Annotated in this window: 16 protein-coding genes; all 16 read left to right on the forward strand. The window is 27.9% G+C overall.

The window, feature by feature from the left end; translation table 11 throughout:
* Entirely contained in the window at nucleotides 1–837 is an 837-nt protein-coding gene (gene kdsA, locus Q0V09_RS00980) for a 3-deoxy-8-phosphooctulonate synthase (RefSeq protein ID WP_297404547.1), read from the forward strand.
* 2 nt (nucleotides 838–839) lie between these two features.
* Nucleotides 840–1,796 carry a KpsF/GutQ family sugar-phosphate isomerase gene (locus tag Q0V09_RS00985; RefSeq protein WP_297404503.1) on the forward strand — a complete coding sequence of 319 codons (957 nt, stop codon included), beginning with the start codon at nucleotides 840–842 and terminating at the stop codon, nucleotides 1,794–1,796.
* 66 nt (nucleotides 1,797–1,862) lie between these two features.
* Nucleotides 1,863–2,069, forward strand: coding sequence for a DUF1858 domain-containing protein (locus tag Q0V09_RS00990; RefSeq protein WP_297404505.1), 207 nt, complete (start codon nucleotides 1,863–1,865; stop codon nucleotides 2,067–2,069).
* A 112-nt stretch (nucleotides 2,070–2,181) separates the two neighbouring features.
* The gene (locus tag Q0V09_RS00995) at nucleotides 2,182–4,914 is read left to right on the forward strand and encodes a DEAD/DEAH box helicase (protein ID WP_297486764.1); all 2,733 of its coding nucleotides are present in this window, start codon (nucleotides 2,182–2,184) and stop codon (nucleotides 4,912–4,914) included.
* 8 nt (nucleotides 4,915–4,922) lie between these two features.
* Nucleotides 4,923–6,683, forward strand: a complete 1,761-nt coding sequence (locus tag Q0V09_RS01000) for a hypothetical protein (protein ID WP_297404509.1) — start codon at nucleotides 4,923–4,925, stop codon at nucleotides 6,681–6,683.
* A gap of 116 nt (nucleotides 6,684–6,799) precedes the next feature.
* Complete coding sequence (locus Q0V09_RS01005) at nucleotides 6,800–7,456, forward strand: N-glycosylase/DNA lyase (protein WP_297486766.1); 657 nt, start codon at nucleotides 6,800–6,802, stop codon at nucleotides 7,454–7,456.
* Nucleotides 7,457–7,552: 96 nt separating this feature from the next.
* A complete protein-coding gene (gene miaB / locus Q0V09_RS01010; protein WP_297404512.1) occupies nucleotides 7,553–8,866 on the forward strand; it encodes a tRNA (N6-isopentenyl adenosine(37)-C2)-methylthiotransferase MiaB in 1,314 nt (437 codons plus the stop codon).
* Between the two features lie 15 nt (nucleotides 8,867–8,881).
* The gene (gene rho, locus Q0V09_RS01015) at nucleotides 8,882–10,129 is read left to right on the forward strand and encodes a transcription termination factor Rho (RefSeq protein ID WP_297404514.1); all 1,248 of its coding nucleotides are present in this window, start codon (nucleotides 8,882–8,884) and stop codon (nucleotides 10,127–10,129) included.
* Entirely contained in the window at nucleotides 10,129–11,124 is a 996-nt protein-coding gene (locus Q0V09_RS01020; RefSeq protein ID WP_297404515.1) for a M23 family metallopeptidase, read from the forward strand. Before rho ends, Q0V09_RS01020 begins: the two co-directional genes overlap by 1 nt.
* Before the next feature lie 49 nt (nucleotides 11,125–11,173).
* Nucleotides 11,174–12,223, forward strand: a complete 1,050-nt coding sequence (ispG, locus tag Q0V09_RS01025; protein WP_297404518.1) for a flavodoxin-dependent (E)-4-hydroxy-3-methylbut-2-enyl-diphosphate synthase — start codon at nucleotides 11,174–11,176, stop codon at nucleotides 12,221–12,223.
* Between the two features lie 58 nt (nucleotides 12,224–12,281).
* The gene (locus Q0V09_RS01030) at nucleotides 12,282–12,734 is read left to right on the forward strand and encodes an RNA polymerase sigma factor (protein ID WP_297404520.1); all 453 of its coding nucleotides are present in this window, start codon (nucleotides 12,282–12,284) and stop codon (nucleotides 12,732–12,734) included.
* A 1-nt stretch (nucleotide 12,735) separates the two neighbouring features.
* Nucleotides 12,736–13,065 carry a hypothetical protein gene (locus Q0V09_RS01035; RefSeq protein ID WP_297404522.1) on the forward strand — a complete coding sequence of 110 codons (330 nt, stop codon included), beginning with the start codon at nucleotides 12,736–12,738 and terminating at the stop codon, nucleotides 13,063–13,065.
* 11 nt (nucleotides 13,066–13,076) lie between these two features.
* Complete coding sequence (locus Q0V09_RS01040) at nucleotides 13,077–13,484, forward strand: hypothetical protein (protein WP_297404523.1); 408 nt, start codon at nucleotides 13,077–13,079, stop codon at nucleotides 13,482–13,484.
* Between the two features lie 111 nt (nucleotides 13,485–13,595).
* Entirely contained in the window at nucleotides 13,596–14,669 is a 1,074-nt protein-coding gene (gene prfA, locus Q0V09_RS01045) for a peptide chain release factor 1 (RefSeq protein ID WP_297404524.1), read from the forward strand.
* Nucleotides 14,670–14,672: 3 nt separating this feature from the next.
* A complete protein-coding gene (gene prmC / locus Q0V09_RS01050; RefSeq protein WP_297404526.1) occupies nucleotides 14,673–15,806 on the forward strand; it encodes a peptide chain release factor N(5)-glutamine methyltransferase in 1,134 nt (377 codons plus the stop codon).
* Nucleotides 15,796–16,827 (forward strand): tRNA preQ1(34) S-adenosylmethionine ribosyltransferase-isomerase QueA, encoded by a 1,032-nt coding sequence (gene queA, locus Q0V09_RS01055; RefSeq protein ID WP_297404528.1) that lies wholly within the window; start codon nucleotides 15,796–15,798, stop codon nucleotides 16,825–16,827. Before prmC ends, queA begins: the two co-directional genes overlap by 11 nt.
* The last annotated feature ends 77 nt before the right edge of the window (nucleotides 16,828–16,904 follow it).

The following is a 16,904-nucleotide window of genomic DNA, read 5'->3' on the forward strand; positions in this document are numbered from 1 at the left end:
TTGATTAATGATGTAAAGAAAGTTAAAATAGGTAATAAATTTGAAATTGGTGGAAACAATAGATTCACATTAATAGCTGGTCCATGTGTAATTGAATCAGAAGAATTAGTTATGGAAGTTGCGGAAAAAGTAAAAGATATATGTGATAGATTAGAAATAAACTATGTATTTAAAGCATCTTTTGATAAAGCAAATAGATCTTCAATACATTCATACAGAGGTCCAGGAATAGAAAAAGGATTAGAGATATTAAAAAAAGTAAAGGAAAAGCTAAATATACCTGTTGTGACAGATGTACATGAAGCTTGGCACTGTAAAGAGGTTGCAAAGGTAGTAGATATTATTCAAATACCAGCTTTCTTATGTAGACAAACGGATCTATTAATGGCAGCAGCAGAAACAGGGTTACCTATAAATATTAAAAAGGGACAGTTTTTAGCTCCTTGGGATATGAAAAATGTTGTTATAAAAATGGAAGAGATGAAAAATGAAAATATTATGTTATGTGAAAGAGGTTCAACTTTTGGATATAATAATATGGTAGTAGATATGAGAGCTTTTGGTGAAATGAGAAAGTTCGGATATCCAGTTGTATTTGATGTAACTCATGCAGTTCAAAGACCAGGAGGAGCAGGGACAACAACTTCAGGAGATAGAGAGTATGTATTCCCTCTAATGAGAGCTGGACTTGCAATAGGAGTTGATGCTATATTTGCAGAAGTTCATCCAGATCCAGATAATGCAAAATCAGATGGACCAAATATGCTTTATTTATCACAATTGGAAGAGATTTTAAAAGTAGCAGTTAAAATAGATGATTTAGTAAAAGGTAGATAAAAATGGACATGAAAAAAATTGCACGGGATTTATTTGATAAAGAGATTTGTGAACTTGAAAAGGTAAAAGAAAAAATATCAGAAGAGATTGAAAATGTAATTAATTTAATTTTAGATTCTAAAGGAAAAGTTGTAATAACAGGAATTGGAAAATCTGGAATTATAGGTAAAAAAATTGCAGCCACACTAGCTTCAACAGGAACTCATGCTATATTCATGAATGCCGCTGAGGGGTTACATGGAGACTTAGGAATGATTTGTGGAGAAGATGTTGTTATTGCTATTTCAAATAGTGGAAATAGTGATGAAGTGATAGCTATATTACCATCAATTAAAAAAATAGGTGCAGTTTTAATTGCAATGACAGGAAATAGAAATTCTAGACTTGGAAAAGCAGCACATGCAGTTTTAGATATAGGTGTTGACAAAGAAGGCTGTCCATTGAATTTAGCTCCTATGTCATCAACAACAAGTACTCTTGTTATGGGAGATGCAATAGCAACTATACTTATAACAGCTAGAAATTTCAAACCTGAAAACTTTGCAGTATATCATCCAGGTGGAAGTTTAGGTAGAAGACTTTTAATGAAAGTAAAGGATGTTATGCATAAAACTCTTCCAATAGTAGAACTTGAAAATGATATGGATACAGTAATTATGACAATGACTAAAAAAAGACTTGGTGTAGTTTGTGTTGTTGAAAATGATGAACTTCTTGGAATTATAACAGAGGGAGATATTAGAAGAGCTTTGAAAATGAAAGATAAGTTCTTTACTTTAAAGGCTAAGGATATAATGACAGAAAAATATACATTTGCAACTGAGGATATAATGGCTTTAGATGCTCTTGAATTAATGGAAAATAGAGAGAGTCAAATATCAGTATTACCAGTTTTAAATGATAAAAAAGTTATTGGAATTGTGAGAATACACGATTTATTAAATGTAGTAGGAAAATAATTGACAAGAAAAGTAAAGTTATATATAATTGTTTCATAAAGAAACTAAAAATTAGGAGGCATTAAAATGGTAACTAAAGATATGAATATATTAGAAGCAGTTCAAAAATACCCAATGATTACAAACATCTTTAAAAGATACGGATTAGGATGTGTTGGATGTATGGTAGCAGCTGGAGAAACTTTAGGAGAGGGAGTTGCAGCTCATGGATTAAATGCTGATGCAATTATCGAAGAAATGAACCAGTTAATAAAAGAAACAGAAGCTAAATAAGTATATCAAAAAGGACTCTAAATCTTAGAGTCCTTTTTTTAATTTCTTGATAACCCTTAGAAAATTTGATATAATATATTTCAGAAAAAAATAATTTATAAGGGAAAAGGGTATGGTATATAGTTCAGAAAAAATAAGAGATGCAGTTTATTTCATGTTAGAAAATGATGAAGTTGGAACATATGTTTCTTTGGTCGATTGTGATGGTCAAAGAGTAGAAGATGTTGAATCATATAACGATTTAAGTGAAAATGATTTGAAAGTAATTAGCCTAATAAGAGAAATAAAAGAAGATAGTTTTTTTTCTGGTTGGGAAAATGAAAAGAACGAACTTTATATAGATGATAATATTGAAATACTAGATTGCCTAAAAGAAAATGAAAAATTTGTAACAAAAGAGATGGAACCAATAAATTGGGAATTAGAAAACAATAAAATAGTGTTGAAAATAGAAGTTGTAGATTATGAGGGCGGGGTATATCAAGGGAAGATTTTATTTAATGGAGAGTCAGATTTTACAATAGTTTCAGATAACTATATATATAAGAATGGAACAATTTATGTTCTTGAATTATCAAAAGATACAATTCATATTTTGAAAGAGATGGAATCTAAATTTTTAAAAGAGGAAATAGAAAGGTATCTAACTTTAGCTTATTCTTTTGGAAAAGAAGTAGAAATTGAATATTTAGATTACGAAATTGTATTTAATGGGAAAATGAAACCCACTGAAGAGATAATAATAGAAAAAATTTCTCAAGATAATAGCTTATACTTAAAAATAGGAGTATCTTTATCAACAGTATCTTATGAATTTTTAAAAGTTAATGATTTAAAGGAAGCATTGGTTTTAAAAGAGGATGCTAAGAAAATTGAAGTTACAGAAGTAAATCCAATTTTATTGGATGAAACAGTGGATGAAATATTAAAAGTAGTGGTAAAACATCAGAGAAATTTAGGAATAAAATCAGCATTTTATGTTGATGAAAATTTTATAATATTACAAGAAAAATTAGCAAGAGAATTTGTAACACAAGAATTATTACAACTTGCAGGAAAATATAAAGTAATAGGAACAGATAACTTAAAAAAATATAATGTTAGAGCTGTTAAACCAAAGGTTATAGGTAATTTTAAACATGGAATAGATTTCTTAGAAGGAGATGTTCAACTTGAAATAGAGGGAGAAAAATTCTCTATAGTTGATATTTTAAATACTTTTAAAAAAGATTCTTATGTAGTTTTAAGTGATGGAACAAATGCTCTTATTAATAGAAAATATATGGAAAAACTAGAAAGAGTTTTTAAAGATAATGGAAAAGCCAATGTTAAAATTTCATTTTTTGACTTACCTATTATAGATGATTTAATAGAAGATAAAGTATTAAGTAATGAAATTAAAAAAACAAGAAGTTTTTATAGAGGAATGAATGAAATAGAAAAATATGATGCACCAATGCCAATAATAAATGCAACATTAAGAGGATATCAAGAATATGGATATAAATGGCTATCATATTTAATGGATAATAATTTAGGTGGTTGTCTTGCTGATGATATGGGTCTTGGAAAAACTTTACAAGCGATTACATTAATAGCAAGTTTACATAATATTCCAGGAAAAAGAAGCTTGATTATTATGCCTAAGAGTTTAATATATAACTGGGAAAGTGAAATTAAAAGATTTAGTCCACAAATTAAATGTGGAATATATTATGGGAACTTTAGAGATAAATCTTTGTTTGATAAAGTTGATGTTGTAATAACAACATATGGAACAATAAGAAATGATATATCATCATTAAAAGATATGAAGTTTGATTTAGTAATTTTAGATGAATCACAAAATATAAAAAATGTAAATGCACAAACAACGAAAGCAGTTATGCTTCTTAATTCAAAATATAGATTTGCTTTAAGTGGAACACCAATAGAAAATAATTTAGGAGAATTATATTCTCTATTTAGATTTTTAAATCCATCAATGTTTGGAACATTGGATGATTTTAATCATCACTACGCAAATCCAATTCAAAAAGATAATGATAGAGAAGCTATTGATGAATTGAAAAAGAAAATATATCCTTTTATTTTAAGAAGAGTAAAAAAAGAGGTATTGAAAGATTTACCAGATAAGATAGAAAAAACATTATTTATAGGAATGAACCCAGAACAGAGAAAACTTTATGAAGAGAGAAGAACCTATTACTATGGAATGATAAATAATCAAATAAAAAGTCAAGGATTAGGGAAAACTCAATTTTATATTTTACAAGCCTTAAATGAACTTAGACAATTAACAAGTTGTCCAGAGATGAAAAATCCAAATGTAGTATCAAGTAAAAGAGAGGTACTTATAAATAACGTTCAAGATGCTGTTGAAAATGATCATAAAGTACTTATATTTACAAATTATATAAAAAGTATATCAAGCATAACATCTGATCTTAAAAAAAGAGGAATAAAATATCTTGAAATGACAGGGGCAACAAAAGATAGACAAGGACTTGTAGATTTGTTTCAAAAAGATAAAAAATATAAAGTTTTTGTAATGACTTTAAAAACTGGCGGAGTAGGACTTAACTTAACAGCTGCAGATACAATATTTATATATGATCCTTGGTGGAATAAAACAGTTGAAAATCAAGCTGTAGACAGAGCATATAGATTAGGACAAGACAGAACAGTTTTTTCATATAAATTAATATTAAAAGATACAATAGAGGAAAAAATATTAAAGTTACAAGAGAGTAAGAGTCAACTTTTAGATAATTTAATATCAGATGAAGGGGCAACTCTTAAAACTTTAACAGAAAAAGATATTGAATTTATTCTGGGAGAATAGGAGATGATATGGCAATAAGTAAAGATAGATTTAGAAAAGCATTAAATGATAGCTATTCAAAAGAAGTTCTATTTAAAATTTTTAAGAAATATTTTTTAGATTGGATAGCAGAAGGATATATTGGAAGTAATTTAGGATTATTTGAAATTTCTTTGATATCATCAACAACAAACAAAGCAACATTTTTAGAGTTAATGGAACAAATGTATTCTAAAGCAGAGATATTTGCAAGTGTTTTTAATTCTTTTGATAAAAATGTAAAAGAAGTATTTGAAGAGATAGCTTGGAAAGGTAAATTTAAGATTCAAGAAAGAGATATTTACTTTAAAGAAGATGATAGCTATAATATAAAATCAGAATTAAAAGATGAATATTTATTCTTTACAGTTGTAGGGGATAATAAAAAAGGTGAATACTTAACTTTAAATAATGATATTGTAAGAGTTATGAGAAAATTTATGCCAAAGCCCAAAGAATATTTCATATATAAAACAACTCCTGAATCTTGTGAATTTAAAGGAAATAATGAAGAAAAAATTCAAGAAAATTTAAGAAAGTATTATTCTTTTTATAAGGATGAAAAAATGCAACTTTCAAGTAGTGGAAAGTTATTAAAAGAATCTAAAAATAATATGAAAAAATATTGTAATATAGATGAGTATTATGAAGGAATAAAAGATTTAGAGTTTTTAAAAACAGAAACTATGGGATTGTTTTTATTTTTATTTAAAAGTGAATATTTAAATGATGACTATATAAGAGCTAGTAATTTAAAAGATATTGTTAATGGGTTCTTAGATGGTGAAATTATAAAAAGTGAAGATAATACTTACATTAGTTTATATTTAAACTATTTAAAAGGAATTAAAAATGTAGCAAAATCAAATGATGAAATAAAAAGAGGATTAGCTACAATAAAAATGATAATAAATGAGTTCCCAGAAAATGATTTTGTATCAATTGATAATATTGTAAAAAGTATTTTATTTAGAGATGAATTTATAGAGATAATTGATTTAGAATCAGCATATACAAATTTATATATAAATGAAGCAAATTATGAAAGAACTAAGATTGTTGGATATGATAAATATTTAGCATATGTTGTTGAACCATTTATAAAATCAGTATTCTTTATATTAGCTTCTTTAGGAGTTTTAGAAATTTGTTATGAAAAACCATCATCAGCAAACTCTCTATATTTAAAGAATGGATATTTAAGTAAGTATGATGGAATAAAATATGTTAAATTTACAGAACTTGGAAAATATATATTTGGAAAAATAAAAACATATGATTTTAAAATTATAGAAGATGAAGGAAAAGTAATTTTAGATGATGAAAGATTAATAGTGACTATTTTAGGAGAGAGTCCCCTTAGAATAATGTCACTTGAAAAATTAGGGATAAAAATAGCTCCAAATAAATTTAAGGTTTCAGAAGAATCTATGACAAAAGGACTTGAAAATTCAATTGAAATTCAAGAGAAAATTCAAGAGTTTAAAGAAAAAATAACTAATGATTTACCAGAAAACTGGATAATTTTCTTTAATAAGTTATTAGAAAGAACTGAAGTGATAACACATATACCAGATTTTAAAGTATTAAAATTAAAAAATGACAAAGAGCTTATCTCAGCAATAACAAAAGATAAAAGATTTAAACCTTTAATTTTAAAGGGAGAAGATCTTCATATAATTGTTAAAAATGAAAATATGGCAGAGGTATCTCATCTTTTTAAAGAATACGGATATTACTTTAATATGTAGTTAAAATTAACATAGGATAAAACATTTACATGGGTATTTTGTTTTATCCTATTTTTATAAAAAAAATTATGGTAAAATTAAAACTATATGTAAAAGAATGCTTTTTTAAGGAGGATATTATGAAAAATATTTATTTTTATGAAGTTGAAAAAATATATAAAAGTGTTCAAAAAGATATAGAAAAAAGATTAGAAGAGTTTAGAGAAACTTGGGAAAATGGTTCTAATAAAGATATCTTTTGTGAATTAGCTTTTTGTATATTAACACCTCAATCAAAAGCTAGAAATGCTTGGAAGGCGATTAGTGAGTTAAGAGATAGTGGAGCACTATTTAATGGAAGTGAAGAGGAGATTGTTCCTTATTTAAATATTGTTCGTTTTAATAATACTAAAGCTAAAAATCTTTGCCTTTTAAGAGATCAAATGACAGATGAAGAAGGGAACTTTATTACAAAAGACTTCTTTCTAACATTTGAAACACCTTTTGAAATGAGAGAGTGGATAGTGAAAAATATAAGAGGAATGGCTTTTAAAGAAGCTAGTCATTTTTTAAGAAATGTTGGATTTGGAGAAGATTTAGCAATTTTAGATAGACATATTTTAAAAAATTTATTAGCTTTAGAAATAATAGATGAAATTCCTAAAACTATAACATCTAAGTTATATAAAGAAATAGAAGGTAAACTTAGAGAGTATTGTAAAGAAGTTAATATTTCTATGGATAATATTGATTTATTACTATGGTATTTAGAAGCAAAGGATATATTTAAATAATAGAAACTTAAAGAATTATTGATAAAAATTGTGTCAACATGATATAATTTTAGAGTAAGAAATTTGAAAAAATGTATGATTTTGGAGGAAAGAAATTTGAAAAACGCAGCAGTAATTACGTACGGTTGTCAGATGAATGTCAACGAAAGTGCAAAAATTAAAAAGATATTACAAAATATGGGATATAATATAACAGATGATATATCAGAAGCAGATGCAGTATTTTTAAATACATGTACTGTTAGAGAGGGAGCAGCTACTCAAATTTATGGAAAACTTGGTGAGTTAAAGTGGATTAAAGAGGAGAGAGGAACAATAATTGGTGTAACAGGTTGCTTTGCTCAAGAACAAGGAGATGCGCTGGCTAAAAAATTCCCAATGATTGATATAGTAATGGGAAATCAAAATATTGGAAAGATACCATCAGCAATAGAGAAAATTGAAACAGGAGATTTAAAACATGTAATTTATGTGGGGGATGAAGATGAGTTACCTCCTAGATTAGATGCAGACTTTGATTCAAAAAAAGTTGCTTCAATTCCAATTGGTTATGGATGTAATAATTTCTGTACTTATTGTATAGTACCATATGTAAGAGGAAGAGAAAGATCAGTTCCATTACTTCAGATAGTTGACGAAGTTAGAGTTTTTGTTGAAAAAGGTTATAAAGAAATAATGTTACTTGGACAAAATGTAAACTCTTATGGAAACGATTTAGATACAGATGATAACTTTGCAAAATTATTAACAGAAATTTGTAAAATAGACGGAGAGTTTATAGTTAGATTTATATCTCCACATCCAAAAGATTTTGCAGATGATGTAATAGATGTAATAGCAAAAGAGGAGAAAATAGCTAAAGCTATTCATTTACCATTACAATCAGGATCAACTAGAATATTAAAGGCTATGAATAGAAAATATACACAAGATGAGTATATTGCTTTAGCAGAAAAAATAAAAGTTAGAGTTCCAGGAGTAGCATTAACAGCAGATATAATTGTTGGATTCCCAGGAGAAACAGAAGAGGATTTCTTAGAAACATTAAAAGTTGTAGAAAAAATTGGATTTGAATCAGCATATATGTTTATGTATTCAATAAGAAAAGGAACAGTTGCAGCTACAATGGATGGGCAAATAGATGAAAAAATAAAAAAAGAAAGAATATATAGACTTATTGAGTTACAAAATAAAAAATCAAAAGAATCAAGTTTAAAATATGAAGGAAATATAGAAAAAGTTTTAGTTGAAGGTCCTAGCAAGAAAAATGATGATGTATTAACTGGTAGAACTTCAACAAATAAAATAGTTTTATTTGAAGGAGATAAGGATTTAGAAGGAACATTTGTTGATATTAAGATAAATGAGTGCAAAACATGGTCGTTATATGGTGAAATAGTTGGCCAGTAATAAACTGGAGGTAAAATGGAAAGGTTAGAAAATTTTTTATTGAAGGAATTACAAGAGATTGCAAGACAGATGGAAATAGAATGTCCAGCAAGAATAAAAAAACAAGAATTAGTTGAACTTATAGAAAAAGATATGGAAAAAAAAGAAGACCTTCTTTTAGCTTGGGGAAATTTAGATGTTATGGCTGATGGATATGGTTTTTTAAGAAATACAAATGTAGAAAAAGATGTATATGTTTCAGCATCTCAAATAAGAAAATTTAAATTAAGAACAGAGGATTTTGTAGTAGGAGAAGTAAGAGGAGCTGTTCAAGAGGAAAAAAATTATGGATTGCGTAAGGTGCTTTTAATAAATAGTGGAAGCATTAAAGAAGCAGAGGAAAGGATTCCTTTTGATGAATTAATTCCAGCATATCCAACAGAAATTATAAAATTAGGTTCAGATACTAAAAATATTTCTGGAAGGATAGTAGAATTAATAGCTCCAATTGGAAAAGGTCAAAGAGGACTTATAATAGCTCCGCCTAAAGCAGGAAAAACTGTTCTAATCAGTAGCTTAGCAAACTCTATTATTGAAAATAATAAAGATGTAGAGGTTTGGATACTTTTAATAGATGAAAGACCAGAAGAGGTTACAGATATAAAGGAAACTGTAAAAGGGGCTCAAGTATACGCTTCAACATTTGATGATGATCCTAGAAATCATATAAAAGTAACAGAGACACTTTTAGAAAGAGCTAAGAGAAAAATAGAAAATGGAGAAAATGTAGTTATATTGATGGATTCACTAACAAGACTAGCAAGAGCATACAATATAGTAATTCCATCAAGTGGAAAGTTAATATCAGGAGGAATTGATCCAACGGCACTTTATTATCCTAAAAAATTCTTTGGTTCAGCTAGAAATATTAGAAATGGTGGAAGTTTAACAATAATAGCTACTGCCTTAGTTGAAACAGGTAGTAAAATGGATGATGTAATATATGAAGAGTTTAAAGGAACTGGTAATCTAGACATTCATCTAGATAGAAATTTATCAGAATTAAGAATATATCCAGCAATAGATATTCAAAAATCTGGAACAAGAAAAGAAGAGTTATTAATAAGTAAAAAGAAATTAGAATCAATATGGAAAATTAGAAGATATTTATGTTCTTTTGATAAAGCAACAGGAACAAAGAAATTAATAGATACTATTTCATCCACAGAGAGTAATGATAAACTTATAGAAATGTATGAAAACTCTTATGTAAGGGGGAAATAGTGAAAGAGATAATAAAAAGGTTTTTAATCATAATAATAGCTTTTATAACAATGTTAGTAGTTGTGTATAAACCATATAAAAGTGAAGTTGTAGATTTATCAAAATTTACAGAATATTATTCTGAAAAGGGAACCGTAGAAGATGGAGGGGGATTAGCCTTAGTTGATAATAACTTTTATACTATTGAGAGAGAGTATAAAATAGGAGAAACAGCTCCAACACCTTCAGAAAAAGAGATAAATTTAGAAACATCATATGTTATTCCTAAAGTAGAGAAATATATTGTAACAAGTGGAGATACATTGGGATCAATAGCTACTGCAAATGGAGTTTCTTTAGGGATTATGAAAGCAAATAATCCAAATTTATCTAAAAGTTTAAAAATAGGACAAGAGATAAATGTAGTAAAAGGAAATGGTGTTTTTTATAGAGTTAAAAGAGGAGATTCTTTATTTAAAATAGCTCTAGATTACAAAGTTGATATTGATGCTTTAAGAGAGTATAATTCTTTAAAAAGTGATAATATTAGAATTGGAGAAGAGTTATTTATTCGTAATCCAAGTGAAGAAACACTAAAGAGATTAGAGCAAAGAGGAAATAATAAACCGAGTAAATTATTTATTATGCCAATAAAATATGCTGGAGTAACAAGTCCATTTGGAAAGAGATTTCATCCAGTGTTAAAAAGATACATATATCATGCAGGAGTTGACTTAAGAGCTCATTTTATACCTGTAGAAGCTTCGAGAACAGGAGTAGTTACATATGCAGGATACATGCACGGTTATGGGAAGATAATAATAGTAAAGCATAATAGTGGATACGAAACTAGATATGCTCATTTAAGTAAGATAAAAGTAAGGAAAGGACAAAGAGTAAAAGTAAAACAAGTTATTGCTATATCAGGAATGTCTGGAAGAGTAACTGGACCACATTTACACTTTGAAATTAGGAGATATGGGAAACCATCAAATCCAATGAAATTTGTAAGATAGCCCTAGATTTCTAGGGCTATTTTTACAAATTATATGCTTAGGAGGATTTATGAGAATGTCAAGAGTAGTAAAAATAGGAGATGTTTTAATGGGAGGAGAAAATAATGTTGTAATTCAATCTATGACAAATACTCCTACAAATGATGCTAAAAAAACAATAGAGCAAATTAAAAAATTAGAAAAGGCTGGATGTGAAATGGTAAGAGTGACAGTTAACTCAAAGGAAGCAGCAGAAAGTATAAAAGAGATAAAAGAGAATATATCAATTCCTTTAGTTGCAGATATTCATTTTGACTATAAATTAGCACTTATGGCAATGGAAAATGGAATAGATAAATTAAGAATAAATCCAGGGAATATAGGTGATGATGAAAAAGTTAAAGAGGTAGTATTAAAAGCTAAAAAGTTGAATATTCCAATAAGAATAGGTGTAAATTCAGGATCAATAGAAAAAAGTATCTTAGAAAAATATGGGAAACCAACAGCAGATGGAATGGTAGAAAGTGCAAAATATCATATTCAATTGCTAGAAAAATATGATTTTAAAAATATTGTAGTTTCTTTAAAATCAAGTAATGTAAAAATGATGATAGAGGCCTATAGAAAATTATCTAAAATATGTGATTATCCATTACATCTTGGAGTTACAGAGGCAGGAACAGCATTTCAAGGAACAGTAAAGTCAGCTATAGGAATAGGTTCACTTTTAGTTGATGGAATAGGAGATACAATAAGAGTATCATTAACAGAAGATCCAGTTGAAGAGATAAAAGTTGCAAAGGAGATCTTAAAGGTATTAGGACTTAGAGAGGAGGGAGTAGAGATAATATCTTGTCCAACATGTGGGAGAACAGAGATAGATTTAATAGGACTTGCTCATAAAGTTGAAGAAGAATTTGAAAATTATGGAAAAAAAGTTAAAATAGCTGTAATGGGTTGTGTTGTAAATGGACCAGGAGAAGCAAAAGAAGCAGATTATGGTGTAGCTGGTGGAAAAGGCGTTGGAGTACTCTTTAAAAAAGGAGAAATTGTAAAAAAAGTAGATGAGAAAGATATTCTTAGAGAACTTAAAAATATGATCGAAGAAGATTTAAATTAAAACTTTTTATTTATTTTTGTAGTCTAAAATTATAAAGCTAAAATGATGAGGTATTTAAATGGATTTTGATGAAATATATAACGAGTATTTTGATAGAGTTTATTATAAAATACTATCGACAGTAAAAAATGCCGAAGATGCCGAAGATGTAGCTCAAGAAGTTTTTATTAGTGTCTATAAGAATTTAAAGAACTTTAGAAAAGAAAGTAATATTTATACATGGATATATAGAATTGCAATAAATAAAACATATGACTTTTTTAGAAAGAAAAAGTTAAATTTAGAATTAAATGATGAAATTTTAAATGTGGAAAGCAATGAAGATTTTAATGTTTCTATTCTATTAGAAGAAAAATTGAAACAGCTTGAGTTTCAAGAACGTGAGATTGTTGTTTTAAAAGATATTTATGGATATAAGTTAAGAGAGATTTCAAATATGAAAGATATGAATATATCCACAGTAAAAACAATTTATTATAAAGCTATTAAAGATATGGGAGGTGTAGTCTAAAGTGGTTTCTCCAAAGGAAAAAATAAGAGCAAATGTTTATAAAACTCTTTTAGAAGAGGAAAAAAGGAAAGGAAAAAAAATGTCTGTTGTTTCTCTTTCGTTATTTGTTGTGGGAGTTTTCACAGGAACTTCTTATGATTTAGTAAAGAATAATATAACTCCTGTAACATCAAATTTAGTTGCATTGGAATCAAAGGATGTAATTTTAAATAAGATTGAAAAGAATGATTCTGGATTTAAAATTGATGATCTATTTCAAAGTGACGCAATTAAAATAAATAAAAAAGATTTTAATTCAGAGAATCTGTTTGTTTCAGATTTACAAATTTAGCGGAGGAAAATATGAGGAAAATAGTAATAGGTCTATTAATTTTTATTTTAACAGTACCTATGTTAGCAGCTGGTGGGATAGGAATAGTTAAAGATGAAGATTTTAAAGCAGTGGGAGTAACTCAAGAGAATTTAAATAAGGCTAAAGAGATAATAAAAGAAGCAAGCACTCAGTATAAATTAAAAACTTTAGATAAAAAATCTTTAGAAATTGAAATGAATAAGTATATTTTAGAAGGAACTGAAAAAAATATAGGTGAGTTAAATAAGCTGGTCGAACAAATTGGAGTTATTGATACAGAAATAATAAAAGATAGATTAAAATATCAAGTGGAAGTACAGAAGTATATAACAACAGAACAATACCTAAATGCTAGGGAAAGATCAGTTGAAAGAATTAGAAAAAACAAAGAGAGTTAAATAAAATATGAGTCTCCTTATATATTTTAAAGGAGATTTTTTATTTTAATTTAAAAGTAATTATGGTATACTTTATAAGTTAAAGTATAGATAAAAAAAGGAGTGAAGATATTGTTTACTAAATTAGAAGAAGTAGTAGTAAGGTTTAACGAACTATCAGAAGCGTTAGGTTCTCCAGAAGTTTTAGCAAGTCCTAAAAAAATGATGGAATGTAATAAAGCTTTAAATGATATAACACCAATTGTTGAGAAGTACAAAGAGTATAAAAGATATCAAGAGGATTTAGATTTTATAAAAGAAAATATAAAAAGTGAAAAAGATCATGATATGAAAGAAATGATGTTAGAAGAGAAGCAAGAGATAGAGGAAATAATTCCTAATATTGAGCAAGAGATGAAAGTTTTACTTTTACCAAAAGACCCTAATGATGATAGAAATGTTATCATAGAAATTAGAGGAGGAGCTGGTGGAGACGAAGCTGCTCTATTTGCTGGAAATTTATTTAGAATGTATAACAGATATGCAGAGAGACATAAATGGAAAGTAGAGTTAATTGAAAAGCAAGAGATTGGAGTAGGAGGAATAAAGGAAGCAGTATTCTCTATTAATGGTCAGGGTGCTTATTCAAGACTTAAATTTGAGTCAGGAGTACATAGAGTACAAAGAGTTCCTGAAACTGAATCATCAGGAAGAATTCATACATCAACAGCAACAGTAGCAGTTTTACCAGAGGTTGATGAAGTTCAAGGTGTAAAAATAGATACAAAAGATCTAAAAATAGATACATATAGAGCTGGAGGAGCTGGAGGTCAGCACGTTAACATGACTGACTCTGCAGTTAGAATTACTCACTTACCAACTGGAGTAGTTGTTCAGTGTCAAGATGAGAGATCTCAGTTAAAAAACAGAGATAAGGCTATGAAACATTTAACTTCAAAACTATATGAGATGGAGCTAGAAAAACAAAGAACTGCTGTTGAAAGTGAAAGAAGACTTCAAGTTGGATCAGGAGATAGATCAGAAAAAATAAGAACATATAACTATCCTCAAGGAAGAATAACAGATCATAGAATCAAATATACAGCTCACCAACTAGAAGCATTTTTAGATGGAGATATAGATAATATGATAGATGCTCTAACAACTTTTGCTCAAGCAGAGATGCTTTCAAGTTCAGCGGAGTAATTTATGAAATTACTAGATATATTGAAGTTTTCAGAGGAGTATTTGAAAAAATACTCCTTTTCAAAACCCCGTTTAGAAAGTGAAAAAGTTATATCTTATGTTTTAAAATTAGATAGAATAACACTTTATGCATATTTTGATATGGATTTAACGTTGGAGCAAAAAGATAAAATTAAAGAGTATCTAAAAGCTATGGCTAGAAAAAGAGTTCTTTTTGATGAATTGTCTAAGAACGAGGTTGAAGAAAAAAAATCTCAGAAAACTTTTGAAAAAGAAAATCAAGAGTTATTACTAAAATGTATTGAATATTTAAAGAATAATAGTGTTATTGATAGTAAATTAGATGCAGAATATATATTTGCTCATGTATTAAAAGTAAGAAGAAATATTTTATCAATGAATTTAAAAAGAGAGATTACTTTAAAGGAAAAGGATGAAATAAAAAAACTATTACATGAGAGAGCAAAAGATAAAAAGCCTCTTCAATATATTTTAGGCGAATGGGAATTTTATGGATATCCATTTAAAGTTGATAGTAGAGTTTTAATTCCAAGAGCAGATACAGAGATTTTAGTTGAGCAGTGTAAATTTATATTGCAAGAGATTGAAAATCCAAAGGTTTTAGATATAGGAACAGGAAGTGGTGCTATATCTATAACAGTGGCTAAAGAGATTCCAACAAGTTCTGTGTTAGGAGCAGATATTAGTTTAGATGCTTTAGAAGTTGCTAAAATAAATAGAAGTTTAAATAAGGTTGAAGAAAATTTAAAATTTATTAAATCTGATATATTTTCAAATATAAAAGATAAAGATTTTGACATGATTATATCTAATCCACCATATATACCTCAAAGTGAATATGAAGAGTTAATGCCTGAAGTGAAATTACATGAACCTTTAGGAGCTTTAACAGATAAAGGGAATGGATACTTTTTTTACGAAAAGATATCAAAAGAAGCTAGTGACTATTTAAAAGTAGATGGTTATTTAGCTTTTGAAGTTGGATATAATCAAGCAGAAACAGTGAGTAAATTAATGGAAAAAAGCAAATTTGATATAATAGCCATAGTAAAAGATTATGGTGGAATAGAAAGAGTTGTAATAGGCAGAAAGAGTGGTGAAAGTAGTGTCAACTAAGTTAGCAGATTATGATTATCATCTTCCAGAGGAATTAATTGGACAAAAACCAAGAGAACCAAGAGATCACTCTAAATTAATGGTGGTAAATAAAGATGAAAAAACAGTAGAGCATAAAATTTTCTACAATATAATTGATTATTTAAAAAAAGGGGATGTTTTAGTAAGAAACTCAACTAAAGTTATTCCAGCAAGACTTTTTGGGAAAAAAGATACAGGTGGAGTATTAGAAATTCTTTTAATTAAAAGAGTGGCACTTGATACTTGGGAGTGTCTTTTAAAACCAGCTAAAAAATTAAAAGTTGGTCAAGTACTTCATATTGGAGATAATCAAGAATTAACAGCTGAACTTTTAGAGATAAAAGATGATGGAAATAGAGTTTTAAAATTTACTTATGAAGGTGCTTTTGAAGAAGTTTTAGATAAGCTTGGGAAAATGCCATTACCTCCATATATAGTAGAAGCTTTAGAAAAGAAAGATAGATATCAAACTGTTTATGCAATAAAAGGAGAATCTGTAGCAGCACCAACAGCAGGGTTACACTTTACAGAGGAACTTTTAGAAAGAATAAAAGATAAGGGTGTTGAAATATTAGATGTATTTTTAGAAGTTGGACTAGGAACATTTAGACCAGTTCAAACTGAAGATGTCCTTGATCATAAAATGCATGAAGAATCTTTTGAAATTCCAAAAGAAACAGTGGATAGAATAAGAAAAGCGAAAGCTGAAAACAGAAGAATAATAGCAGTTGGAACAACAACAGTAAGAGCTCTTGAATCGTCACTAGATGATAATGGAGAGCTAATTGCTCAAAGTGGTTCAACAGAGATATTTATATATCCAGGATATAAATTTAAGGTAATAGATGGATTAATAACTAATTTCCATTTACCAAAATCAACTCTTTTAATGTTAGTATCAGCTCTTTCTAGTAGAGAGTTTATGCTTGATGTTTATAAAGAGGGTGTTGATATGGAATATCATTTCTTTAGTTTTGGAGATGCGATGTTCATCTATTAAAGTGAGGTGGAATTATGAGAATTATAGCAGGAGAAGCAAAAGGAAAAAGAATAGAATGTAGAAAAGGAACAGATACA

The sequence above is a fragment of the uncultured Cetobacterium sp. genome (genome assembly GCF_947039425.1).
GTDB lineage: Bacteria > Fusobacteriota > Fusobacteriia > Fusobacteriales > Fusobacteriaceae > Cetobacterium_A.

What these genes read in the sequence shown, in the direction of transcription:
- Q0V09_RS00985 (WP_297404503.1), top strand. Translation starts at nt 840, where the DNA reads ATGGACATGAAAAAAATTGCACGGGATTTATTTGATAAAGAGATTTGT.
- Q0V09_RS00990 (WP_297404505.1), top strand. Translation starts at nt 1,863, where the DNA reads ATGGTAACTAAAGATATGAATATATTAGAAGCAGTTCAAAAATACCCA.
- Q0V09_RS00995 (WP_297486764.1), top strand. Translation starts at nt 2,182, where the DNA reads ATGGTATATAGTTCAGAAAAAATAAGAGATGCAGTTTATTTCATGTTA.
- Q0V09_RS01000 (WP_297404509.1), top strand. Translation starts at nt 4,923, where the DNA reads ATGGCAATAAGTAAAGATAGATTTAGAAAAGCATTAAATGATAGCTAT.
- rho (WP_297404514.1), top strand. Translation starts at nt 8,882, where the DNA reads ATGGAAAGGTTAGAAAATTTTTTATTGAAGGAATTACAAGAGATTGCA.
- ispG (WP_297404518.1), top strand. Translation starts at nt 11,174, where the DNA reads ATGAGAATGTCAAGAGTAGTAAAAATAGGAGATGTTTTAATGGGAGGA.
- Q0V09_RS01030 (WP_297404520.1), top strand. Translation starts at nt 12,282, where the DNA reads ATGGATTTTGATGAAATATATAACGAGTATTTTGATAGAGTTTATTAT.
- Q0V09_RS01040 (WP_297404523.1), top strand. Translation starts at nt 13,077, where the DNA reads ATGAGGAAAATAGTAATAGGTCTATTAATTTTTATTTTAACAGTACCT.
- prmC (WP_297404526.1), top strand. Translation starts at nt 14,673, where the DNA reads ATGAAATTACTAGATATATTGAAGTTTTCAGAGGAGTATTTGAAAAAA.